Source organism: Pseudoalteromonas rubra (assembly GCF_005887095.1).
GTDB lineage: Bacteria > Pseudomonadota > Gammaproteobacteria > Enterobacterales > Alteromonadaceae > Pseudoalteromonas > Pseudoalteromonas rubra_E.
Genome location: NZ_PNCI01000035.1, coordinates 102,914 through 127,480 on the forward strand (window position 1 = coordinate 102,914; position 24,567 = coordinate 127,480).

Sequence of the window (24,567 nt, forward strand, 5' to 3'; positions counted from 1 at the left end):
AGGAGTATTACATGACCAAATCGACCGAACGTAGTGGTCTGGTGTGGTTGTGGCTGAGTCTACTGCTGTTTGCAGTAGACTTCGGCACGAAAGCACTGGTGGTAGAAAATATGCGGCTGTATGAGTCGATTGAGTTGCTACCCTTTTTTAATTTTACTTATATGCATAACTATGGCGCTGCGTTTAGTTTTCTCAGCGAAGCCGGAGGCTGGCAACGCTGGTTCTTAAGTGGCATAGCCGTGGCTATCAGTGCCTTATTGGTTTATTGGCTTAAAAAGTTACCTGCCAAAAACTGGTTGTTGTGCAGTGCTTACGCTTTGGTACTGTCTGGCGCATTAGGCAACTTATATGATCGGGTTACCTTAGGCTATGTCGTCGACTTTTTGCATTTTTACTACCAGGACTGGCATTATCCAGCATTTAATGTCGCGGATATGGCTATCGTTGGTGGCGCAGGCTTATTGTTATTTGACGCCATTTTTGGTGATAACGCGGATACGCAGGAGAATAAGGCATGAGTGAGCAGATAATAGGCCCACAATCTGAAGTTTTATTTCACTTTTCGATAAAACTGGCTGACGGTTCTGCAGCGGACTCAACGAAAGTACATGATAAGCCGGCAAAGCTCTTTATGGGTGACGGTAGTCTGACAGAAAATTTTGAAAAATGTCTGCTTGGGCTAAAGTCTGGCGACAGTAAATCGTTTGAGCTTGAGCCGCAGGATGCTTTTGGCATGCCAAACCCGGACAACATTTATTATGTTGACCGTAGTAAGTTTGGTTCAGAGACGCCTGCGGAAGTCGGCAGCATTATTGCCTTTACTCAGCCTGACGGAACTGAGCTGCCTGGTCTGATCCGTGAGGTTGCCGGAGATTCTGTGACCGTAGATTTTAATCACCCTCTGGCCGGACAAAAGGTGACCTTTGAAGTGGATATTTTAGAGGTGAAAAACTAATGGAAATCTTGCTTGCAAATCCACGTGGTTTTTGTGCCGGGGTAGACCGAGCAATCAGTATTGTAGAGCGTGCTCTTGATATCTTCGAAAAGCCCATTTATGTGCGCCATGAAGTGGTACACAACAAATATGTGGTAGATGGCCTGCGCGCCCGTGGTGCGGTGTTTGTTGAAGAGCTGGATCAGGTGCCAGACGATAGCATTGTAATATTCAGTGCGCACGGGGTATCACAGCAAGTGCGTCAGGAAGCAAAACGTCGAGAGCTGAAAGTTTTCGATGCGACTTGCCCTTTGGTCACCAAAGTACATATGGAAGTTACACGTGCCAGTCGAAAAGGCACGGAGTGTATCCTGATTGGGCACCATGGACATCCGGAAGTAGAAGGCACCATGGGCCAATATAATAATCCAGCGGGTGGTATTTATCTGGTTGAAACACCTGAGGATGTCAGCACGCTGGAAGTGAAAGATCCTAGCAACCTCTTCTATTGCAGCCAGACGACTTTGTCGGTAGATGATACTTCGGATGTGATAGAAGCGCTGCGGGAAAAGTTTCCACAGATCCATGGTCCACGTAAGGATGATATCTGTTACGCGACGCAAAACCGTCAGGACGCGGTTAGAGATCTGGCTAATAAGGTAGACTTACTGTTAGTGGTTGGCGCGAAGAATAGTTCTAATTCAAATCGGCTGCGTGAGCTTGCAGATAAAATGGGCACTCGTGCATTTCTAATTGATGATGATCAGTGCCTGAATGCAAGCTGGTTTGAAGGCGTAAACAAAGTGGGTGTAACAGCCGGTGCTTCAGCACCTGAGGTGTTGGTGCAGCAAGTGATTGCCCGACTCAAAGCGCTTGGTGGACAAACCGTTGTAGAAAACCCAGGTCAGGAAGAAAATGTGGTTTTTGCTGTGCCTGTCGAACTCCGGTAGGTGCGATAGACCATGGACAAGTCAGAGGCGATAGGCCTGGGACTGCTAAAAGCCATGGTATCTGAGCGGGGCGTACTGGCTATGCTGATCGCCTCGCAATCTCTCTCCTTTATTTATACGCTCGCTGATTATGACGACTTCTGGCTGACTTTAGGGCTGGTGAGTTTATTCACCCACGGCAATGCTCTATTGTCTTTAGGTGTGATTGCACTGGTCAGCATCTTTAAAGTGTCCAAATCGGCTCACAATGGTGTGCTGGAACTGAGCATCGTATTCGTTGTTTTTATTAGTGTGTGTATTGGCCTGAGTATTGGGATCCAGTTTACGCCTTTGTCTTCTCATGTGCCGGTTGATTGGGGTCCCGTATTTAGCAATAGCGCCATATGCTGTTTTGTCGTGGTGATCCTGCTATATTTTATGTCGATCTACATTGACAATGTGAATGCCCTTGAGTTGGCTGCCCGAGCGGAAATTGATGCCTTGCAGGCACGAATACGGCCGCATTTTTTACACAATACGTTAAACACACTGGCTGAACTGACGCATGAGAATGCGGCTGATGCGGAACAAGCGGCTTTATTGTTGGCGCGCTTAATGCGGGTGTCTTTTGCTGAAAAAAAATGGCATACCATAGCAGACGAAGTGGCGTTGACAAAAGACTACCTTTGCCTGGAACGTTTTCGCTTTGAGCAAAGGTTACAAGTACAGTGGCAAATAGACGAGGCTCTGCTGAGTGTACCTATCCCGACACTGACGCTGCAACCTCTGGTCGAGAATGCTGTATTACACGGCATAGAAAAGCGTGCTCAGGGCGGCACCATCACCATTCATATTGAAAAACGTGACAATACAATCACGCTGAGTGTGACCAACCCCGTGCCACATGTAATGCATCACTCCGGTGGCAATGGGATTGCGACAAAAAACATCGATAAACGGTTGTCCCTCTATTACCAGCGCCGGGCTAGTTTGAGGATTGAGCGAGATAGTGATAAATTCTTAGCTACCATCACTTTACCTGACACTGGAGCTTATGAATTATCTGATTTTAGATGATGAGCCTATCGCCAGACGGCGGTTACGGCGCTTGATGTCGGAGTTTGAGCATTTCACTTGTGTGGCTGAAGCATCAGACGGCGAGCTGGCGCTGCAATTGTGTGAGGACAATTCACCTGAGCTGGTGTTTCTCGATATTGCTATGCCTGGCATTGATGGACTCGAAGTGGCGGAAATGCTCAGGCAAAAAATGCCGGAATGCAAAATAGTTTTTGTGACAGCATTTGCCGAACATGCCCTGCGCGCATTCGACCTGCTGGCAGAAGGGTACTTAGTCAAACCCATAGATAAGGACCGCCTCGGTGCCTTACTTGAACATATCTATGGCGAAAAAATGCAACGTCTGCAATACCAGGTAGGCCATGATACACGCTGGGTTGCGGTATCCGATATTCTGGTAGCCAGAAGTGACGAGCGATATACCCACATTTATTTTACCGGTGGTGAGGCACTGGTAGATATTCCCTTAAAAAAGTTGCTGGCAACCTATCCACGACACTTTGTGCAGGTACACAGAAATACACTGGTAAAAAAGCAGGCTGTGTTGAGCCTGGAGTCCGTGGAAGGGAATCACCGAGTGCGGTTGGATGGCTTTGCCGAGCCCATTACAGTGAGTCGCCGGGCGGCGGCTAATTTCAAGTCGCTATTCTGACCATTAAACCCGACTGATTGACCGTTGAGCCCACGATCAGGTTCATGACGAAGTGATTCATTATATTATGTAGTGGAGCAAACTGACTTTGAAAAATGATGGCAAAAACTGTGTGTAGTAACGCAAATCGCGGATTTACCCTCTTAGAAACGCTGATCGCTTTTATGGTGTTAAGCTTTGGCTTGCTTGGTGCTGTGGCACTGCAAGCGAAGGCAAAGCAAGCCAGTTTTGACTCTATGCAACGTGCAGCAGCAGTCGCACTGGCCGGTGATATTATGCAGCGGATCCGCAGTAACGACACCCTCAATATTGATACACAGTATCAGCAAGTATTCAGCAGTACGGCGACTATAAACGGTAATAATAGCTGCTTCAGTAACACTTGTACCAATGCCGAAATTGCAGCCATGGATCTGGAGCAATGGGTTATGGCCATTCAAGCCAAAGAGAATACCGGCTCGCTTGACGATACTACGGTATGTATTAGTACAACGCCGGTGGCCAATACTCAGGGGCGGGGCTTCAACGTGACCGTCAGTGTTGCATGGGCAGGTCGTCAGGCATTTGTCATGAATGCTGCCAATCAGGCGATTAACTGTGGCGACGACAATGACTATCGACGAGTAGTGAGCATTAATAGTTATTTACTGGTGAGGGACTGAAATGGGACGCTCAGGGTTTACGCTGGTAGAGTTACTGATCTCCATGTTTATTGGCGCTTTGTTATTGGGTGGCGTAGTCACAGCTTACGTCAGTATGAAAGTAACAACACGAGATACGATGGCGATTGGCGAGCTTCAGGAGGTTGGCAGGCTGACGCTGACCTTGTTACGCCGAGACCTCGAACAGGTTGGTTTCTGGGGTACCTTTTATGACAAAGGCCTGACGACGGTTAATTCAACCAGCCCTGCGAATCCGACTAACGATTGTTTTGGCGGTCTTAATAATGGTAGTTTTCCTAATGCGGTACAGACTAACTTCCGCTCAATCTACGCGGAGCAAACAAGCGGTGCGGCGTTAGATTGCATCTCAGGGGCCCGTAACAATACAGAGGTGTTACAGCTTAAGTTTCTGGAAGGCAGGCAAATCACAAATATCAGCGATGTTGAAAACAATCGTTACTATTTCATTGCACAGCAAGAACAGGGCACTTTTGTTGCCGGGGATAGCTTTGCAGGCATGCCGACTAACAACTCTACGTTGTGGCCCTACAGTCACCATGTTTACTATATCGCAGAGCAGCAAATTCAGATCAACAGTAAAACCATCACCACACCCATCCTGATGCGCAGAAGACTGACCGTGAGTGGCGGCATGACCACAGAAGCCGTGATTGAAGGGGTCGAAGACATTCGCTACCTGTTTGGATTGGACACCAATGGAGACAGCCGGGTAGATACCTATCGCAGTACACAAGATATGACCGCTGGAGACTGGGAGCGCTCAGGAGGGATTTTAACCGTGCAGATCATCGCATTAGTCAGAGTACTTGAGGCTGATGTGGGTCTGGAATTGAAAAGCCAGACTTATACCCTGGGCAATGATCCAGACAGACGGACTCTGACCTTTAATGACAGTTATCGTCGGACGGTATTTTCGACCACAATTCAACTCTATAATATGGGAATTTCAACATGGTAATGGCGCATAAACAGCAGGGCATGGTGCTGATTGTTTCTATGGTCCTTATTGTGGCCGTATTGAGTGTCGCTGTGACCCTGATGAGTAGTAGCACTATAGATATTAAGGTAACCAATGCTGCGCAGGAGCGCGAAGCCGCTGAAGCGCTGTTGATGGGAGAAGTACAACGCATTATCTCACAAGAAAAAGTACTGTTTGACGCCAGTGTTTTTCATGCTCGTAACGGTCAGTTTGAAAACGAGGCAGGAGAGATGGTTGAACGGGTGATCCGCAATGATGAAGAAATGGAGCTGAAAAGCCTGCAAGCCAACCTCAACAGCGGTCAGCTGCTGCTGGAATGCCCGCGTGTCTTTAATTTTACAGCAGCTGTCGGATGCGTCATTACTGAAGTAGAAAGCACAGTGCAATATGGTGACCAAGCTCAGCATCAGGTGACTGTTGTGATCGGCATAGCGCAGGAAGCGCTCAACATAAAGGGGAATCAATGATGTGGCATAGATTGTTGGGATTGCTGAGTTGTATTTGTATGTTCAGCGTCCAGGCCGAGGATATCGAGTTATTTGTTAAACATGACATCTCAAACTCTGAAAAGTCACGTGTGCTGGTTGTCTTTGATACCTCGGGGAGTATGGCGTGGGACGTGAAGGACGGTCAGCGATGCTATGAATATCGTAGTGGGCGGTTTCGCAGCATTGATTGCTTTGATTCTTCTCAAACCAGCAAACGTTGTTATAAGGTACGCAATGGCTGGTATCAGCAGTCAAATTGTGGCGACAGCCGCTTAAAGGTGGCGCAGGATGCGATTACGACATTGGTAGATGATAACCCGGATTTTGATATTGGCTTAATGCGACTTTATTCCAGTTCAGGCGGGTATGTACTGAATGGCCTGGGTGCCAGTACAACAACACTAAAAAACAAAATAGCCAACTTGCCTGCCAGTGGCAGTACACCTTTGTCAGAAACCCTCTGGGAAGCGTATCTTTACCTGACAGGTAAACGTGTGCTTTACGGGCAGAATAAAAGTGACCGTGATCGCAGCGTTGAAAGTAATGGTTATTATATTTCGCCCTTTAAGCCAGATCCGCTGGCGCCGAAACGTTGCGACACGTCCACCAATATCATTCTGATGACAGATGGCGATCCGACCAGCGACTCAGCACGCAATACGGACATTTACAATAAATATGTGTCTACATTTGGTTCAGTGCCTAGCAGAGTATCCAATAACTACCTGAATTCACTTGCCAAAGTAATGAGAGGAACGCCTGAAACTCAGGTCGATCTGTACCCCAGTACGCCGGAAGAGCTGGACTTTGCCCGTACCTATACCATAGGTTTTGGTACTGGGATGTCTAATGCGGGCAAAACGTTACTTGAGCAAACTGCACTTGATGGCGGCGGAGAATATAAACATGCGAATACGGCGTCTGAGCTGTCCGAAGCATTAAAGGCGACAATCACCAACATTCGCGAAAAGAGTGACAGCTTTTCATCGCCTTCTGTATCAACCAGTAGCTCTGATTTGAGTCGTAGTGGAGACTCTATCTATTACACTATGTTTTATCCTGAAACCCATACCCGGTGGCGGGGCAACCTGAAAAAGCTCAAGGTGAAAGGGGCCGTAATCCATGGTATGGGCAGCAATAGCCACGCCATTAATGAAGAGGGGGTTATTGCGGATAACGTGACCACTTACTGGTCTCAGGCCGGCTCTAAAGATGGTTCCAAAGTTGGGGTCGGTGGCGTTAACTACCAGCTATCACGACAAACAACGCGTAAACTGTATTCAGATTATGGAAAAGGCACCTTAATGTCTTTCGACTACGCCACCGCACTGATCGCTGCGGGCGGTAACTTGTCAAAATTGAGTACCATGTTTTCGGTAGATAACGCCGCTCAGGTACCTGATGTGATTAACTGGTCCAGAGGGATTGACGTTAATGATGAAAACAATAACGGCTCAACCAATGACCGACGCGACACCATTTTTGGTGACCCCTTGCACTCAAGGCCCGTGACGCTGGATTATGGTAATGGCGATTTGCGAGTGATTGTGGGTACCAATGCCGGGTTCCTTCATATGTTCAAGGATAACGGTGAGACTGTGAAGGAAAGCTGGGCATTTGTTCCCGGGTCCTTACTAGACATACTCAGACCTCAAATGGTGCGTCAGGATGATACCAAGCTGTACGGCATGGACGGTCCGATTACGGTTTACTTCTGGGACAAGAATGACGATGGTAAGGTCGGCAGCGGAGAGCGCGTTTGGCTCATTGCTGGCATGCGCCGCGGTGGTAACGAATACTATGGATTCGATATTACGTCTCCTGATAACCCAAGGTTGTTGTGGGGAGGCCCTATCAAAGGCGGGTCTGCACCCTATGAACAACTGGCACAAACCTGGTCTAAACCTCTGGTCACCTTTATTAAATCTAAACCTGATACGCCGGTTGTTATCTTTGGCGCCGGGTATGATACCAATAAAGACAATGCGCTTTTTTCTAACGATAGCATCGGCCGGGGTATTTATATTGTTGACATAGAAACGGGTAAGCCATACTGGAGCCTGACTGCGGCCAATGGTTTTACCGGTCAGCACAGTATTGCCGCAGATCTCAGTACCGTAGACTCTGACTATGATGGCTATACTGATCGTATCTATGCAACGGATACTGGTGGGGGCATTTGGCGTTTTGATATGCCCGGGACCAATCCATCGGACAGTGAAACCCCCTGGACTCATTTTAAACTGGCGAGTTTAAGTGGTGGAACAGATAATAATAAGCGTCGCTTTTTTTACCGCCCGGTTGTGGCTCGTACCTACTTTTCTAAGGTATCAACTGAAACGGTAAATGGTCAGACGATCACGATCCGCAGAGATATTCCCTATGAAGGACTGCTGATTGGCAGTGGTAACCGAGCCAAGCCGACGTCTACCGCTGTGCAGGACTTTCTCTATATGGTCCGGGATGAAAACACCAAAACACAATCATTCATAGGGGACAATGTACCGGCAACCATCAAATCATCAAATCTTTTGAATGTCACTAATGATCCCTTCTACTCTCGGCTAGACGACTTTGACCAGTTTGTAGAAAAAGAGGTTGAACTGGGTTTGGCAAGCGGCTGGAAACTGAAACTTGCTGAAGGCGAAAAAGCGATGGCGGCAGCGACCATTGTTGCAGGCGTAGCCTATTACACAACCTTTACCCCGGCCAGTGTTGAGATAAATGAGTGCTCAATTACAGCGGGCAGGGGAAGGTTATATGCGTTACATTTGAACTATGGTATGCAGATGCTGGATCTGAGGAGTTTTCAGACTACCGCAGAAGTGCCGGACACACCCAGAGTACACTTTAGTGAACATACCAATGAGGATGGCAGTACCACCATAAAAGCACAGTTGATCAGTCCTATTGTGACTGAAAGCAGTGACGATGTTATAGATGGCAAGATCCGGCTGGTCGAACCTGAAGCTGCCGCACCATACCGAAAATCAGACGGAACCGTTGGCGGTCCAATCGGCATAAATGACGTACAAATCGAAATGCAAACGCGGTTATTGTACATTTACAAAAAAGAAGAGCATGATGAAAAGAACTAATCGTACAGTATTGGGATTCACCCTGATTGAGCTGATGATCACCATCGCAATCCTGGGTATTTTAGCCAGCATTGCCTACCCCAGTTACTCACAGTATGTAAAGCGTGCAGCCAGGGCTGAAGCGGCATCCACTTTACTTGATGCAGTCAATAAACAAGAGCAGTATTTTGTGGATAACCGACAATATGCCAGCACATTAGCTGAGCTGGGACTGCAAACCACAACGGAGAACGGTTACTTTACTCTGACCATAGCACTGGGTGCCAATCTGAATACCTTTACAATTACAGCCACGGCATCGGGGGGGCCGCTTGAGGACGATCCTGATTGTACCACCCTAACCATCGATAACTTAAATATTCGCGGGAGTACAGGTAATTTCACCGCCGATCAATGCTGGGGGCGATGATCATTACAGCGATGCAGATAAGGTGAGAGTCCTGTTTTTACTTCAACAGTGACGCCGTTCAACACTGCGTTCACTGCGCCTGAATGAACCGTTTTGTGCAAAGGTACACATTACTAACCATTTCTAATCACTGGCCAACGAGGGGGTGCGTAACTGGATTGTTAAACCGCGCCACTACCGACTTCCCCTAACTGGGCACATCAAGGGCACCTATGCTGCAAGCTGGGTGCTCATGGTTAACGGCATTTTGTCGTTTCTCTGAGTCTGCTTCGGCCAACCACACTGACAGATAAAGCGAGTCCGATAGGCTCTCCGCGAAGGCGTCTGGCACAGTACACAAAGGTACCATTACCAAACCCCCTCAAAGTACCTGTATGTTTAAACGTAATCGCTTTTCTGGGATAGTCTAACGTGTCGCTGGCCGTGATCCCCGACAGTACCAGTAGCTTGATATCTCCACTATCGAACCGAGCGCGATCCTGATAATCGGTGAATACAGTGAGCTCCTTTTGCCACTGGGTGGTACATTGACCATTAACCAGCGGGCAAATAGTGACAGGCGCATTGTGTGTGATAGCCAGCAGTCGCGACAAGGTCAGGTGTCGGTCAATATTCAGCAGCGCATTTTTGGGTCTGTCCAGTTCCGTCAGCGTATGGATGGCAGGGACAGAGAGTAGTACCATCACGCCAAACAGCGCCATGCAAATGATCAATTCAAACAGGGTAAACCCTAAGCAGTTCCTTAAAGTCATGAGTATGCATCCGTGCATGAGTCATCTTTTCAGCTTAGATGGAGCGCGCCATATCACAAGGGGTATGAAGAATTATCACGGAGGGAGCTATTGAATAATGGCTTTTAAACCAATTCCACGATCATGCATCGAGTTTGCTCATGACAATTCTAATAAAAACCAGAGCGAAGCTATTGATTGCAGGTGAGCTGGGTATCGCCGCGATAGAGCGCAGAACCTACAACGCTGATCTCTAACTGTTGATTAGCGAAATTGGTTGCTGAAGGACAATAGATAAAGCTGCTGGCTTGTTGCATTGCTGTACGGCCACTTGAATCGAAGCGTAAACTGGCGCTTGGGAATGTAAGGGCGTCGTTTTCTGGTACTCGCTCCATCACACGCAATAGATCATCGGCATCGGCGTTATACGAACCGTTGTTGTTGCGGTCTAAAAATACGGTGATTCGGTTGCTTTGCCAGTCAGTCAGGCAGATAAAATCGCTATTGGTTTCAACCAGCGTTTGGCTTGCCGGGCAAATGACAATGATTTCATCTGTTGCGGTAGCATGGGCTCTGGCAAATGTCACAGTACGTTTGAGTTCCTGCAGGTAGGCTTCAGAACGGGTGGAACTCGAAATATTTGCCCCAAACGACAACACTATGGCAGACAACAAGCCCAAAATAGCAATTGTGACAATGAGTTCAATAAGTGTAAATCCAGCGAGTTTTTTCATCGTACACAACCAAAAATAGGAATAACTACTGATTATTATAGTGCGTCTTTTCGTTTATTAATTCAATCGCTTTGTTTGCCTTGTTTTGTTGGATTGTCTAAAATCGACGCATTACCAAAGGGATAAAAATCAATCATGAAAAAGATAGAAGCCATCATAAAACCATTTAAGCTAGATGACGTGCGTGAAGCCTTGTCTGACATCGGTATTACCGGTATGACCGTATGTGAAGTAAAAGGCTTTGGCCGACAAAAAGGACACACCGAGTTATATCGTGGCGCAGAATATATGGTCGACTTTCTGCCAAAGGTGAAACTGGATATCGTGCTGGCCGAAGAAGATGTGGATCGGGCTATTGATGTCATTTTAAAAACAGCACAAACCGGCAAAATTGGCGATGGTAAAATCTTTGTCACAGAGGTGGAGCGTGTTGTTCGTATCCGTACGGGTGAAGAGGATGAAGAAGCAATCTAATATCAATTGCGATTAATTAAGCAATTGGTATAGCTGGCCACTGAGTTATCAAGAAAAGATATAAAAATGCCGGGTACTGTTTACAGTCCCGGCGTTTTTATTTGCTCATTGAAGTACTGTTATTGCTAACGCTGTTGGTTTTGCTCTTTGGCTTTACGGGCGTTGTCGCTAAGCTCTTCAAGGCCCAACATTGCGTAGCTCTTTTCCATCATCTCAAGGGCAGGCACCAGATAGCTGCTTTGTGAGAAGTGTTCTACAACATACTTACCCCGATTGGCTGCGGCAAGATAGGCTTCACGCTCAAAGTAGTAGTTGGCGACCTTCAGCTCATAACGTGCCATTTTATTTAGCAACCAGGCAAGGCGCTTTTTGGCTTCCGGCACATAAGCGCTGTCAGGATAATTCTTTACCAGAGTCGACAAATCCTGAAAAGCAACGCGTGTCCGGCTTGGGTCGCGGTCTGCGCGGTCAATACCAAAGTACTCCTGGAAGCCGTTTTCATCGGCCTTAATGTTGATCAGGCCCCGCATGTAGTACATGTAGTCGAGGTTTTTATGGTTGGGGTTAAGGCGTAAAAAGCGATCTACCGTCGCTAAAGCCTGTTCTGTGTTCCCAGTTTGATAAAAGGCATATACCAAGTCCATTTGTACCTGATGAGAGTAAGGACCAAATGGATAACGTGAGTTGATGGCACTCAATAGTTCAATCGCACGGGCATACAGGCCAGAGTCGAGTGTTTGTTTGGCGTCTTCGTACAATGCCTGCACAGATTTATTTGGTACGCGTTCGATTTCTTCTTGTTCTGGGGCGGATGAGCAGGCTGCTAATCCCAATACAGATGCGCTCAATACGATTGCAAAAGCGCGTTTTCCCAACGTCTTTATCATTTTATTTTACTACCTTCGTTATCAGGCTAGGCCAAGTCGGCAAAACCGAGTAAACTATGCATTTATGCGATTCTAACCCAGTCGAGCATGGCTTGCACTGGTATTTTAGGTAAAGTTACACATGTCTGAGCAAATTTCTCTACAAGCCGATGTGCCAGTGGAACTGGGCGGTAAACGTCTAGACCAGATTTTGGCGCAATTGTTCCCCGATTTTTCACGTTCCAGAATAAAAACTTGGATCCTTGACGAAAAAGTCACCGTCAACGGTGATGTACTGGCGATCCCTAAGGAAAAGTTGCTGGGTGGTGAAGTGGTTGCGGTGGAAACGCAAATTGAGGCGGAGCGGGAATACGAAGCGCAGGACATCGCGTTAGATATTGTTTATGAGGATGATGACATCCTGGTGATCAATAAGCCAATGGGTCTGGTTGTACATCCCGGAGCTGGCAACCCCAATGGCACCGTGCTGAATGCATTGTTACACCACCACCCTGAAATCATCAATGTCCCACGTGCGGGCATAGTGCACCGCCTTGACAAAGACACCACGGGATTGATGGTGGTGGCCAAGACCATAGTTGCGCAAACACATCTAGTGAAAAACCTTCAGGCACGTGAAAACTTTACCCGTGAGTATGAAGCCATCTGTAATGGCACCATGACTGCGGGTGGTGTGGTTGAAAAGCCCATTGGTCGCCATGCCACTAAACGTACCCACATGGCAATCCATGAAATGGGTAAACCGGCGATTACGCATTACCGGGTTGCGGAAAAATTCCGCGCACACACACGCCTGCGTTTGCGTCTTGAAACGGGCCGTACCCACCAGATCCGTGTGCATATGGCTTATCTCAAGCACCCTTTGGTGGGGGATCAGCTTTATGGTGGTCGTCCTTGCCCGCCGCGTAATGCATCGCCAGAGTTTCTCGATACCTTGCGTGGCTTTAAGCGTCAGGCACTTCACGCCGTCAAGTTGCGTATAGCACACCCGGTGAGCGGCGAAATCATGACCTGGGAAGCACCGATCCCGGAAGACATGCAGCAACTGACAGCCGCATTGCGTGAAGACTTTAAGCTTAATCCACAGATAGATTACTAATATGATCTATCCAGATTGGCCGTTACAGGGGGTCGTTGGCACCCTGTCTACAACAAGACAGGGCGGCGTTTCGGCAGCCCCTTTTGATGGTTTCAATCTGGCCTGTCATGTTGGAGACAATCCGCAAGCCGTTGCTGACAACAGGGCTCAGTTGCAGGCTCAGGTCCCGGTCCCTATCGTTTGGCTTGAGCAGGTACACGGCAATACCGTGATCCTGGCAGAAGATCAGTACGATATCACTCATACGCCTCCGGCCGATGCAATCTTTACCCGCTCTTCTCAATTTGCTTTAGCAATCATGACTGCCGACTGTTTACCTGTGCTGATTGCCAGTCAAGACGGTCAGGAAATAGCGGCGGTTCATTGTGGCTGGCGGCCATTGGTGGCAGGTATTCTCGCTAAGACCCTGGCGCATTTTAAAACGCCTGCAAGTCAATTACATGCCTGGTTAGGTCCTGCAATTGGCCCTCAGGCTTTTGAAGTAGGCAAAGAGGTCGTTGATCAATTTGTCGCACTCAGCCGGGTACACAGCCAAGCGTTTGTGCGGCAGGAAAACGGTCAGTATCTGGCTGATATTTACCTTCTTGCCAGACAGCAACTGAGTGAGTTGGGTGTCACAGCTGTGTCTGAACACGCGCAGTGTACTGTGTCCAACCCTGAGCATTTCTTCTCTTATCGTCGCGATGGCCGCTGCGGTCGAATGGCCAGTTTGATTTGGCGCAAATAAATCTCGCTCTTTTGCTTTACACACCTTGATCAAACTCGCTCTGATACCCATTTTATAGGTAACTAAGTTATTTATAAGGTTATTTAGGGTATGCGAATAGATAGGTTTACCAGTAAATTTCAAGCTGCGTTGTCCGATGCGCAGTCACTCGCATTAGGGCGGGATCACCAGTTTATTGAACCTGTGCATTTAATGTACTCTTTGTTGCAGCAAAGTGGCTCCAGCGTCCGTGCTTTGTTCGCTCAGGCCGGGGTCAGTGCCGATGAGCTGAACACGAAACTCTCTCAGGCCATAGAAAAGCTGTTCAAGGTTGAAGGGGTCGGCGGTGATGTACAACTGTCAAATAACCTCATCTCACTAATCAATTTATGTGACAAGTATGCTCAGAAACGCAAAGACAAATACATCTCCAGTGAGCTGTTTGTGTTTGCGGCATGCGAAGATAAAGGCCCGCTGGGCGATATCTTCCGCTCATTAAATATCACTCAGGACAAAATTGAAAAAGCCATTAAAGCCATTCGCGGTGGCCAAAAGGTGGATGACCCGAATGCTGAAGATACCCGTCAGGCACTGGAGAAATACACGATAGATCTGACTGAGCGTGCCGAGCAGGGCAAGCTGGATCCGGTGATTGGTCGTGACGATGAAATTCGCCGAACCGTGCAGGTTTTGCAGCGTCGAACCAAGAATAACCCGGTGCTGATTGGTGAGCCTGGCGTTGGTAAAACGGCCATTGTAGAGGGCCTGGCACAGCGTATCATCAATGGTGAAGTGCCTGAGGGTCTTAAAGATAAGCGTGTACTATCGCTTGACCTTGGTGCGCTCGTAGCGGGTGCAAAATATCGCGGAGAATTTGAGGAACGCCTCAAGTCTGTACTGAATGAATTGGCTAAAGAAGAAGGCCGGGTGATCCTCTTTATTGATGAGATCCATACCATGGTGGGCGCTGGCAAGACCGATGGCGCCATGGATGCGGGCAACATGCTCAAGCCGGCGCTGGCACGCGGCGAGTTGCATTGTGTGGGGGCAACAACCCTGGATGAGTATCGCCAGTACATTGAAAAAGACGCTGCGTTAGAGCGACGTTTTCAGAAAGTCTTTGTGGCAGAGCCGAGTGTCGAAGACACCATTGCGATTTTGCGAGGACTAAAAGAGCGCTATGAATTACATCACTCTGTTGATATTACCGATCCGGCCATTGTGGCTGCGGCACACTTGTCACATCGTTATATCAGCGACAGGCAGTTGCCGGATAAGGCCATTGACCTAATTGATGAGGCCGGCTCGTCCATTCGTTTACAGATAGACTCTAAGCCGGAACAACTGGACAAGCTGGAACGTCGTATCATTCAGCTAAAACTGGAAGATAATGCACTGGCGAAGGAAAAAGATGAAGCCAGTCAGAAGCGCCGCACTGAAATGCAGACTCTGATCCAGCAGCTGGAAACAGAGTATCGTGAACTCGATGAGGTGTGGAATGCAGAGAAGGCCTCATTGCAGGGCACACAGGTCATCAAGGCGGAGCTGGAACAGGCCCGTCTGGATCTGGATGTGGCGCGCCGGGCAAGCGACTTGCAGCGTATGTCAGAGCTGCAATATGGCCGCATCCCGGAGTTGGAGCGCAAACTGGATTTGGCCTCTCAGGCTGAGATGCAGGAAATGAGCTTACTGAAAAACCAGGTTGGTGAAGATGAAATCGCTGAGATTTTGTCGCGCTGGACAGGTATCCCGGTAGCAAAAATGCTGCAGGGCGAGCGAGACAAACTGTTACAGATGGAAGAAGAGTTGCACAGAAAGGTCATTGGTCAGGATGAGGCCGTCAGTGCGGTGGCCAATGCCATTCGTCGCTCGCGCGCTGGCCTGGCCGATCCTAACCGGCCGATTGGCTCATTCTTGTTTTTAGGTCCAACTGGGGTAGGTAAAACCGAGCTGACCAAAGCGCTGGCTGGATTTATGTTTGACACGGAAGATGCCATGGTGCGCATTGATATGTCGGAGTTTATGGAAAAGCACTCGGTGGCGCGTCTGGTTGGTGCACCCCCAGGGTATGTCGGATATGAAGAGGGCGGCTACCTGACCGAAGCGGTCCGCCGCCGTCCTTACTCCGTGATTTTGCTCGATGAAGTAGAGAAGGCACACCCGGATGTGTTTAATATTTTACTTCAGGTGCTTGATGATGGCCGTTTGACCGACGGTCAGGGTCGTACCGTAGACTTTAAAAATGCGGTGATCATTATGACCTCGAATCTGGGCTCAGATGTTATTCAGGAGCAGGCAGGCAGCAATGATTATGCTGTCCTGAAGCAACGTGTCATGGATGTATTGGTGACGCAATTCAGACCTGAGTTTATCAACCGTATCGACGAAACGGTTGTCTTCCATCCGCTGATCAATGAGCACATTAAGCAAATTGCGGGCATTCAGCTGTCTAAGCTGCGCCAGCGTTTGCATGACAAAGGATTTGGCTTTGAACTTACTGAAAGAGCGCTGGATAAGATTGCGGCCAGTGGTTTCGATCCTGTCTATGGTGCGCGACCACTCAAACGTGCTGTCCAGCACCATATTGAGAACCCGCTGGCACAGCAGCTGCTGCAAGGGGATTTTGATGTTGGGGACGTGATTAAGGTGGATGTGGCTGAGGACGACATCGTTTTCACGCGTTAGCTTCCCCATCGCGGGCGGTAATATGCCGCCCGGACCTATTTAAATTCAATGTGCTGAGGTTGGGGGTTTTGTTGTGATATGTTAAAGTTCCTTATCGCCACATAAACACGCATCTTCCATGGAAAAGCTCTTTCGCCAGTATGGCATTTTTCGATTTGGTGGCAGCACTGAACTGTGTGCTCAGGACTTGCCACTGACATCACCTAGCGATCAGCAGGTGCTGATCAAAGTTATTTCAACGTCAGTCAATCCCATCGATATTAAAACACGCAGCGGCCTTGGCTATGTCGCTCAAGGTAAAGCGCCCGATGCGTTTTTACCTCTGGGCTATGACGTATTGGGCGAAGTCGTACAAACCGGTAACCATGTTACCGGGTTTGAACCGGGAGATAAGGTGATTGGCATGGCTGGCTTTGCCAGTCACCCCGGGAGTTATGCCAGCCATGTTTATGGCAACGCTGATGAATTTATTAAAGTCGAGCAGAATGCAGAAGCCTGTTTGGCCGGTCTGTGTCTGGCAGGGTTGACTGCATGGCAGGCGCTGGCCGATTTTGACCCTGAGCACGCGCCCGTGTATGTCAATGCAGCAACCGGAGGGGTTGGTCACTTGTTACTGCAAATCGCCAGGTTACGTGGTTTTGATGTGATCCCTGTCAGTCGGCGCACTGAGCATCAGGTATTCAGCACATTGGACTTTGAGGCCATCACATTGGACGCGTATTTGTCACAGCCTCGTAAGGGCCTCTTGATTGATTTAGTCGGAGGAAAGCTTGGGCAAAGTATGACGCAAAACCTGCTTGCTGGCTCTGAGATTGTCACTGTTCCCACGGTAACAAAAGATCAGGTATTAGCAGTTGCTCACCAACAAGGTGTGACGGGACGTGGACTATTGGTTGAAGCAAACCAGGCACATTTGGCATGTTTGTATGAAGCCGTATGTGCAGGCCAATTGCAGGTATTGGTTGATCAGCAATTTAAATTAAGCGACATTCAGCGGGCGCACGAGTATGTTGAACAAGGTGCGCATTTTGGCAAAGTGATCATTACCGCTTGAGTATTCGTAATTTGCCCCAATTGACAGTAGCATTGTGTATTACTGAGCACCGGGCCTCGAGGTATTAGTTTTTGAAACAGTTAAATTTACAAGGCAAGTTAGAAGCGCTTGCAACATCGGCACATCGTAGCGCCTTGCGTGGTATTAAACGCGGGATTGAACGAGAAGCGCTGAGAATTAAGTCATCCGGAGAGATAGCAAAAACCCCTCATCCTCAAGGGGCTGGTCATGCGTTGACACATGGTGCAATCACAACTGATTTCTCCGAATCTCTCCTGGAGTTTATTACCCCAGTCAGCGAATCACCTGAGGAAACGCTCTCTCAGCTGAGGGACCTACAAAAATATACCCTGAGCCATATGGGCGATGAACTATTGTGGCCAATGAGTATGCCGTGTTTTATTCAACATGAAGACGACATTACGCTGGCGCAGTTTGGTCAGTCAAATATTGGCCAAATGAAAACCTTATATCGGGAAGGCTTAAAAAACCGCTATGGCAGTATGATGCAGGCCATTGCGGGGGTACACTTTAACATTTCCTTCCCTGATTCTTTATGGCAGAGCCTGCAGGCACTGACTGAGAATACACAACCTTCACAAGCCTTTATTTCGGACCAGTATTTGGGTCTCATCAGAAACTTTAAACGTGAATTGTGGCTGATCAGTTACCTGTTTGGCGCTTCTCCTGCTCTGTGTCATTCTTTTTTGCAAGGCAAGAGCAGTGAATTACCGTTCAAACAGCTGGGACAGGGGACACTCTACCTGGAGTATGGCACCGCATTACGACTGGGAGATCTGGGTTATACCAACAGTGCTCAGTCATCACTGCGTGTCACGTACAACAGCCTGGACGAGTATGTCGCGGGGCTGCAAAAGGCTATTCGTAGTCAATCTGATCTGTATCAACATATTCCGGACTATCAGCACGATGTGCCAAAACAGCTCAATAAGAACATTCTGCAGATAGAAAACGAATTCTATTCGCCTATCCGGCCTAAGCGAAATGGTCGCTCGGGAGAAACCCCAACTCAGGCCCTAAGCCGAGGTGGCATCGAATATGTTGAGATCCGGGCTCTTGATGTTAATCCATTCAGTGAGACAGGGATTGATCTTGAACAAATCCTGTTCTTGGATGTATTCCTTACTTACTGCTTATTGAAAGAGTCTCCAGCGCTAAGCTGGGAAGAGCAAAAAGTCTGCGACCTAAATTTACAACAAGTCATCAACGAGGGGCGCAATCCTGATGTGACTCTGCAACGAGAAACAGAAGCTTGCTCTTTACAACATTGGGGCCAGGACATTTTTGAGCAATTGCATCACGTTGCAGCTGTACTGGATGAAGCGTATGGTGCTGAGCGCTATATGCCTGTGATAACTAAGCTCAGTGAGTGGGTAAGTCGGCCTGAATTAACTATATCCGGACGTATTATTGAACAACTAACCATCAAGGCCCAGGACAGCGGTAAACTGGCTTTGTCGCTGGCACAGCAGTACAAGCAGCATCATGTGTCAGATGACTATCATGTATTTCAGCAAGCCGATCTGGACACCATGAGTGAGCGGTCATTTTCGGACGAACAAGACGTGGTTGCTAAAGACAGTGCTACGTTTAACGAGTTTTTGCGGGACTACTTTTCTCGGGCATAAAAAAAGCGCAGCCAGTTGGCTGCGCAAATAAATATCAGGGATGAAACAATGCTAAACTGCTGCATTCAGAGAGTAAGACCGGCACAATTTAGAAAAGTTCAACGAGTTCATAAAAAAATGAGAAAAAAAATAATTTTATTACCTTTGTTGGCTGCATTGACTGGCTGTGCTACTGCACCTCCGAAGCAACCTAATGATATTTGTAAGATTTTTGAAGAAAAAGACGATTGGTATTTTGATGCAAAAGATGCTCAAGAAAAGTGGGGTTCACCTAAGCACGTATTAATGAGCATGATGTATCAGGAAAGTTCGTTCAGGCATGATGCCGCGCCTCCCATGGAGTACTTTTTATGGGTCATCCCCATTGGTCGTGCCAGCAGTGCCTATGGCTACTCACAGGCAAAAACACCAACGTGGAGCGATTACATCCGCGAAACGGGTAACTCTGGTGCAGACAGAGATGATTTCGAAGATGCCATAGATTTTATGGGGTGGTTTGTCTACAAGACCCATAAAATTAACGGTGTCTCCAAATGGGATGCCTATGCACAATACCTCAACTATCACGAAGGTTGGGGTGGCTATCGGCGGGGTACCTATAAGAAGAAGCAGTGGCTGATGAAAGTGGCCAATAAAGTGAAGCATCGCGCCTCGCGTTATGGTGCTCAGCTTAAGCGATGTGAGGCCGATCTGGATAAGAACTGGTTTGAGCGATTATTCTCCTAACGTTACGCTATTTAAGCCCCTTCCTTAAAAATGTGCAGCAGATAACTCACCTGCTGCACCGTGCTCAATGTTTAGCAATAGCATTGGGCACAATTGCAATACCTGTTATTTCCCTGTCGAATCAGCAGGTGGTGTTGCGTGAGAATCGACAATCCCAGGTGTCACACTCATTATGAATAGAGGGCAGGCAGTTGTAGGATTGGGCGCAGTTCAGTGTTGTACAGGTGTAGCTGGTACGTGTATCCCAGTCACTTGGACAATTTGAAGTGGGTGGTACACCGCCTGCGATTTTACCAGTCATTTTGACTGGTAATACTGAGTTGTCGGCTGAGAGTGTTTTTACTTTTTTCTTATTGAGCTTAAGTTTCATAGTAATTCCTTTATTGATATTAGCATCCGTTTTTGGAGAAACGGCAATCCCAAGACACAGGGCAATCACCGACAACAGTGTGCGGTGGTGGACAAGTGTAGGTTTCGCATTTAGTTGATATACAGCCGCCGCTGGTCCAGCGATCCCAGTCACTTGGACATTCTAGTGTCACTAAACCTCCGGCAACCTGAGGTGTCATTTTCCCGGGTAGCACTGCGCTGTCAGTAGACAAGGCTTTCACGTTTTTCTTGTTCAATTTTAACTTCATTTGTATTTCCTTGTTTATTTGAATATGCCCAAAAGGTGGGCTGAATCAGTTAACAATAATGAAACCAACTTGTACAGAATGTGGTCAGAATTTTAAGGGGGAATTGGTGAGTTTTTTGTAACTAAAAATAAAAAGCCGCGGTACGCGGCTTTTTTACTAGTGTGATTTGGCAGGCTTTTTCTTTTTGTTGGGGTAAACTTTGACCACCTTGATCATGTTTTCCTTTATTTCGACCACTTCCATGGGGTAGCCCGCTATTTTCAGGCCCAACTGTGTCTGTGGAATATCCTCAAGATATTCCACAATCAGTCCGCTGAGGGTTTTTGGACCTTCTGTAGGCAGGTGCCAACGCATTTCTTTGTTCAGGTCGCGTACGTTCGCGCCACCATCAACCATAACTGAGCCATCATTTTGAATGTCTACCTCGTCGCTCGGGGCTGGTGTTTTGGTTGTGGTAAAGTCGCCGACGACTTCTTCAAGGATGTCTTCCAGTGTCACCAGGCCCTGGATATCCCCATATTCGTCGACCACCAGACCGATACGCTCTTTGTTTTGCTGGAACTTTAAAAGTTGCGTGTTCAGTGAAGTGCTTTCCGGAATATAGTAAATTTCTCGCACTGCTCGCAGCAGTGAAGGCTTGTCAAACTGTTCTTTGGTCAACAGACGCAAAGCATCGCGTGAATGGATAAAGCCAACGGCGTCATCTATCTGGTCACGATATAGCAGTACCCGGGTGTGCTGAGCATTGGTGAGCTGTTTAGAGATCACTTTCCAGTCGTCGTTGATATCTATCGCATTGATCTCACTGCGTGGGATCATAATGTCTTCAACCGTCACATGATCCAAATCCAAAATGGAGGTCATCATGTCCTGGTGGTTGGTTGGCAACATAGCGCCTGATTCATTGAGGACAGTTTTGAGCTCTTCTTTACTCAGGCTGTGCTCTTCTATCTGCTCCGGTGATACGCCAATCAGTTTCAACATGCCGTTGGTGATCCAGTTTACGGTCACAACCACAGGGAAGAGTATTTTTAGCAGGAGTTTCAGAATCACAGAGCTGGGAAACGCGATTTTTTCGGGGTACAGTGCCGCCAGTGTTTTCGGTGTAACTTCTGCAAAGATCAAGATGACCAAGGTCAGAGCAAAGGTGGCAACCACAATACCTGCATCACCCAGTAAGCGCATACCCAAAACGGTAGCAACCGCTGAAGCGGCAATGTTAACCAGGTTATTTCCGATTAAGATCAGACCAATTAAACGGTCCGGGCGTTTTAAAAGTTCGTCTACGCGCTGTGCCGACTTGTGTTTTTCTTTAACCAAGTGGCGCAATCGGTAGCGATTGATAGACATGATCCCGGTTTCCGAACTGGAAAAATAGCCCGAGAGCAGAACAAGCACGCCAAGAATAATAAACAAGGCGCTGGTTGATATGTCGTCCAACAGAGGATCCCTTTTTTGCTTACGAAGGAGTATTAAGCGTTAGCCAGAATTCAGAGTCAAGTCAAAAAGCATGAACTTAAGTTAAAACTTAGATTAAAACTTTCCTAAGATCACTTCTTGAACAAATCGACTGCCGAAATAAGCCAATGTCACAATGCCTGAGGCGCCCAATACCGCGAATACCACAGATTTACCGCGCCAGCCAAACTGGTGGTGGCCAATGGTCACTGCGGTAAAGATACACCAGGCAAGCAGCGACAGTACTGTCTTGTGTAAGAACTCTTTGGCAAACATGCCCTCGAGGAACACAAAACCAGACAACAGCGCCAGAGTTAACAGTCCGGTGCCGACGGTCAATAACTGATACAACTGGGACTCAACCTGCATCAATGGCGGAAGGTGACTGTGCATGATGGCCAAATCTTTTTCTTTTAACCTGCGATCAATAAAATAAAACTGTACCGCGTAAAGCGTGGCAATGATAAGCACGCAGTAAGCCAGTAAAGACAGGGAAATATGTACCACCAAGCCAATATCTACGTCCAGCGATTTCATCACTATGTGGTGAGGGACAAACAGGCTGGCGACCAGAAGTATCGAGGCGAAGCCATAGACAACCGGCAATAACAAAGTGGCCGGAAACTTTAAAGAAACCGTGGTCACCGACACCACAATGACCCAACAGGTAAGCAACGCCACATTAATGGTACTGAGATCTTGGCCATCCTGCGTAAACACGGAGTTTACCAGTACCAGCATATGGCTGAGTATCGCCACGGTGCTGAAAATAATGGTCAGCTTTTGACTAGGGCCTTCCTTATGGAATAGGCGCGATAGTACGTGCCCGGTGGCAAGTACATAAAACAGACTGGCAAACAAAGATAAACTGATGATCAACATGAATGGCTTTCTACTTACATGCTCCTTTTGTAGGCTATTGTATTTTAAGCACGGGTTCTTGCATAGGGGCAGGGAAAAAGTTTCTTAACTGACTTGAATACTGTATTAGTGACGCGCATATCAGTATAATGCTGGGCAATTACGACATACTGGAAGCGATAAATGTTTGAGAACCTCCAAGAACGCTTAGGAAAAACGCTTAAAAACATCAGCGGCCGCGGCCGACTAACCGAAGACAATATTAAAGAAACGCTCCGTGAAGTGCGTATGGCGCTGCTCGAAGCGGATGTGGCTTTACCTGTCGTCAGAGACTTTGTGAAGCAGGTTAAAGAGCGGGCGGTTGGTGTTGAAGTGACTAAGAGCCTGAGCCCAGGTCAGGTTTTCATCAAGATCGTACGTGAAGAACTCGAAAAAGCCATGGGTGAGGCCAACGAGGAGCTCAACCTGGCTGCGCAGCCCCCTGCGGTTGTAATGATGGCAGGTCTGCAAGGTGCGGGTAAAACCACCAGTGTGGGTAAACTGGCCAAGTTCTTAAAAGAGCGCAAGAAAAAATCAGTGCTGGTAGTCAGTGCCGACGTATACCGTCCTGCGGCAATTAAACAGCTGGAAACGTTGGCCACAGAAGTAGACGTTGAATTTTTCCCCAGTGATATTTCGCAAAAGCCGGTGGACATTGCTACCAATGCGATTTCACACGCGAAGAAAAAGTTCATTGATGTAGTGCTGGTGGATACTGCCGGTCGTTTGCACGTCGATAATGAGATGATGGGCGAGATAAAAGATCTCCATGCGGCCATCTCACCGATTGAAACCCTGTTTGTGGTGGACTCTATGACGGGTCAGGATGCGGCAAATACGGCGAAGGCATTCGACGAAGCTTTGCCGCTAACAGGTGTGATCCTGACCAAGACTGACGGTGATGCACGTGGTGGTGCGGCGTTATCTATTCGTCACATTACTGGTAAACCCATTAAGTTCATCGGTGTGGGTGAACGCACTGATGCGCTGGAACCATTCCACCCGGATCGTGTCGCGTCACGTATTCTTGGCATGGGTGACGTACTGTCCTTGATCGAAGAAGTAGAGTCTAAGGTTGATAAAGACAAAGCGGCTAAAGTGGCAGAGAAAGTCTTTAAAGGCGATGGCTTTACGTTGGAAGATTTTGCTGAACAACTGCGCCAGATGAAAAACATGGGCGGTATGATGTCAATGCTGGATAAGTTGCCTGGTATGTCGAATCTGCCGGATGCCGTTAAAGGTCAGGTAAACGACAAGACCTTTAACCAGATGGAAGCCATCATTAACTCTATGACACCGCATGAGCGCGCGCGTCCGGAAGTCATTAAAGGCTCGCGTAAGAAGCGGATTGCAGCCGGTTCCGGTACTCAGGTTCAGGATATCAATAAGCTGCTCAAGCAGTTTACCCAGATGCAGAAAATGATGAAAAAGATGAAGGGTAAAGGCGGCATGATGAAAATGATGAAGAACATGAAAGGCATGATGCCACCGGGCATGTTCGGTGGTGGCGGTCCTAAGTTTTAATTCAGGGCCAGGCCAGACTAAAAAAGGACAAACTGATGCAAATCACTTTGTCC

25 protein-coding genes are annotated in these 24,567 nt (G+C 47.8%); 18 read left to right on the plus strand and 7 right to left on the minus strand.

Going from position 1 to position 24,567, the window contains the following annotated elements:
- The first annotated feature begins 11 nt into the window (after positions 1–11).
- The 10 genes from lspA (at position 12) to CWB99_RS14995 (ending at position 9,249) form a co-directional block, all read left to right on the plus strand.
- Positions 12–518, plus strand: coding sequence for a signal peptidase II (lspA, locus tag CWB99_RS14950; RefSeq protein WP_138549709.1), 507 nt, complete (start codon positions 12–14; stop codon positions 516–518).
- Positions 515–955, plus strand: coding sequence for an FKBP-type peptidyl-prolyl cis-trans isomerase (gene fkpB, locus CWB99_RS14955; protein ID WP_138549710.1), 441 nt, complete (start codon positions 515–517; stop codon positions 953–955). Before lspA ends, fkpB begins: the two co-directional genes overlap by 4 nt.
- A complete protein-coding gene (ispH, locus tag CWB99_RS14960) occupies positions 955–1,884 on the plus strand; it encodes a 4-hydroxy-3-methylbut-2-enyl diphosphate reductase (RefSeq protein ID WP_138544458.1) in 930 nt (309 codons plus the stop codon). The genes fkpB and ispH overlap by 1 nt, the downstream gene beginning before the upstream one ends.
- Positions 1,885–1,896: 12 nt before the next feature.
- Complete coding sequence (locus CWB99_RS14965; RefSeq protein ID WP_138549711.1) at positions 1,897–2,940, plus strand: sensor histidine kinase; 1,044 nt, start codon at positions 1,897–1,899, stop codon at positions 2,938–2,940.
- Entirely contained in the window at positions 2,918–3,592 is a 675-nt protein-coding gene (locus tag CWB99_RS14970; RefSeq protein WP_138549712.1) for a LytR/AlgR family response regulator transcription factor, read from the plus strand. The genes CWB99_RS14965 and CWB99_RS14970 overlap by 23 nt, the downstream gene beginning before the upstream one ends.
- A gap of 95 nt (positions 3,593–3,687) precedes the next feature.
- Positions 3,688–4,254, plus strand: a complete 567-nt coding sequence (pilV, locus tag CWB99_RS14975; RefSeq protein ID WP_138549713.1) for a type IV pilus modification protein PilV — start codon at positions 3,688–3,690, stop codon at positions 4,252–4,254.
- Position 4,255: 1 nt separating this feature from the next.
- Complete coding sequence (locus tag CWB99_RS14980) at positions 4,256–5,233, plus strand: PilW family protein (RefSeq protein WP_138549714.1); 978 nt, start codon at positions 4,256–4,258, stop codon at positions 5,231–5,233.
- A complete protein-coding gene (locus CWB99_RS14985; protein ID WP_138549715.1) occupies positions 5,227–5,721 on the plus strand; it encodes a pilus assembly protein PilX in 495 nt (164 codons plus the stop codon). The genes CWB99_RS14980 and CWB99_RS14985 overlap by 7 nt, the downstream gene beginning before the upstream one ends.
- A complete protein-coding gene (locus CWB99_RS14990) occupies positions 5,718–8,840 on the plus strand; it encodes a pilus assembly protein (protein WP_349304468.1) in 3,123 nt (1,040 codons plus the stop codon). Before CWB99_RS14985 ends, CWB99_RS14990 begins: the two co-directional genes overlap by 4 nt.
- Complete coding sequence (locus CWB99_RS14995; protein WP_138549824.1) at positions 8,827–9,249, plus strand: type IV pilin protein; 423 nt, start codon at positions 8,827–8,829, stop codon at positions 9,247–9,249. Before CWB99_RS14990 ends, CWB99_RS14995 begins: the two co-directional genes overlap by 14 nt.
- A gap of 236 nt (positions 9,250–9,485) precedes the next feature.
- On the opposite strand, the gene CWB99_RS15000 is transcribed toward CWB99_RS14995, so the two are convergent.
- Together CWB99_RS15000 and CWB99_RS15005 are read right to left on the minus strand one after the other, a co-directional pair.
- Positions 9,486–10,001, minus strand: a complete 516-nt coding sequence (locus tag CWB99_RS15000; RefSeq protein WP_171045358.1) for a GspH/FimT family pseudopilin — start codon at positions 9,999–10,001, stop codon at positions 9,486–9,488.
- A 170-nt stretch (positions 10,002–10,171) separates the two neighbouring features.
- Complete coding sequence (locus CWB99_RS15005; protein ID WP_138549717.1) at positions 10,172–10,714, minus strand: GspH/FimT family pseudopilin; 543 nt, start codon at positions 10,712–10,714, stop codon at positions 10,172–10,174.
- A gap of 135 nt (positions 10,715–10,849) precedes the next feature.
- On the opposite strand from CWB99_RS15005, the gene glnB reads away from it, so the two are divergent.
- A complete protein-coding gene (glnB, locus tag CWB99_RS15010) occupies positions 10,850–11,188 on the plus strand; it encodes a nitrogen regulatory protein P-II (protein WP_010382451.1) in 339 nt (112 codons plus the stop codon).
- Between the two features lie 125 nt (positions 11,189–11,313).
- On the opposite strand, the gene CWB99_RS15015 is transcribed toward glnB, so the two are convergent.
- Positions 11,314–12,075 (minus strand): outer membrane protein assembly factor BamD, encoded by a 762-nt coding sequence (locus CWB99_RS15015; protein ID WP_138549718.1) that lies wholly within the window; start codon positions 12,073–12,075, stop codon positions 11,314–11,316.
- A 121-nt stretch (positions 12,076–12,196) separates the two neighbouring features.
- Here CWB99_RS15015 and rluD point away from each other — a divergent pair, with 121 nt between their 5' ends.
- The 6 genes from rluD (at position 12,197) to CWB99_RS15045 (ending at position 19,994) form a co-directional block, all read left to right on the plus strand.
- Entirely contained in the window at positions 12,197–13,174 is a 978-nt protein-coding gene (rluD, locus tag CWB99_RS15020; protein WP_138549719.1) for a 23S rRNA pseudouridine(1911/1915/1917) synthase RluD, read from the plus strand.
- Position 13,175: 1 nt separating this feature from the next.
- Positions 13,176–13,901 (plus strand): peptidoglycan editing factor PgeF, encoded by a 726-nt coding sequence (pgeF, locus tag CWB99_RS15025; RefSeq protein ID WP_138549720.1) that lies wholly within the window; start codon positions 13,176–13,178, stop codon positions 13,899–13,901.
- 90 nt (positions 13,902–13,991) lie between these two features.
- Entirely contained in the window at positions 13,992–16,565 is a 2,574-nt protein-coding gene (clpB, locus tag CWB99_RS15030) for an ATP-dependent chaperone ClpB (RefSeq protein WP_138549721.1), read from the plus strand.
- Positions 16,566–16,683: 118 nt separating this feature from the next.
- Positions 16,684–17,619 carry an NADP-dependent oxidoreductase gene (locus tag CWB99_RS15035; RefSeq protein ID WP_138549722.1) on the plus strand — a complete coding sequence of 312 codons (936 nt, stop codon included), beginning with the start codon at positions 16,684–16,686 and terminating at the stop codon, positions 17,617–17,619.
- 71 nt (positions 17,620–17,690) lie between these two features.
- Positions 17,691–19,268 carry a glutamate--cysteine ligase gene (gene gshA, locus CWB99_RS15040; RefSeq protein WP_138549723.1) on the plus strand — a complete coding sequence of 526 codons (1,578 nt, stop codon included), beginning with the start codon at positions 17,691–17,693 and terminating at the stop codon, positions 19,266–19,268.
- Positions 19,269–19,385: 117 nt separating this feature from the next.
- Positions 19,386–19,994 carry a hypothetical protein gene (locus tag CWB99_RS15045; RefSeq protein WP_054014102.1) on the plus strand — a complete coding sequence of 203 codons (609 nt, stop codon included), beginning with the start codon at positions 19,386–19,388 and terminating at the stop codon, positions 19,992–19,994.
- A gap of 121 nt (positions 19,995–20,115) precedes the next feature.
- On the opposite strand, the gene CWB99_RS15050 is transcribed toward CWB99_RS15045, so the two are convergent.
- From CWB99_RS15050 to CWB99_RS15065, 4 genes are all read right to left on the minus strand, one after another.
- The gene (locus tag CWB99_RS15050; RefSeq protein ID WP_138549724.1) at positions 20,116–20,364 is read right to left on the minus strand and encodes a hypothetical protein; all 249 of its coding nucleotides are present in this window, start codon (positions 20,362–20,364) and stop codon (positions 20,116–20,118) included.
- A gap of 19 nt (positions 20,365–20,383) precedes the next feature.
- Complete coding sequence (locus tag CWB99_RS15055; RefSeq protein ID WP_138549725.1) at positions 20,384–20,632, minus strand: hypothetical protein; 249 nt, start codon at positions 20,630–20,632, stop codon at positions 20,384–20,386.
- Positions 20,633–20,788: 156 nt separating this feature from the next.
- Positions 20,789–22,072, minus strand: coding sequence for an HlyC/CorC family transporter (locus CWB99_RS15060; RefSeq protein WP_138549726.1), 1,284 nt, complete (start codon positions 22,070–22,072; stop codon positions 20,789–20,791).
- 93 nt (positions 22,073–22,165) lie between these two features.
- Entirely contained in the window at positions 22,166–22,972 is an 807-nt protein-coding gene (locus CWB99_RS15065; RefSeq protein ID WP_138549727.1) for a cytochrome C assembly family protein, read from the minus strand.
- A gap of 162 nt (positions 22,973–23,134) precedes the next feature.
- Between CWB99_RS15065 and ffh the strand changes: the two genes are divergently transcribed.
- Positions 23,135–24,514 (plus strand): signal recognition particle protein, encoded by a 1,380-nt coding sequence (gene ffh, locus CWB99_RS15070; protein WP_046006663.1) that lies wholly within the window; start codon positions 23,135–23,137, stop codon positions 24,512–24,514.
- Positions 24,515–24,567: the final 53 nt, after the last annotated feature.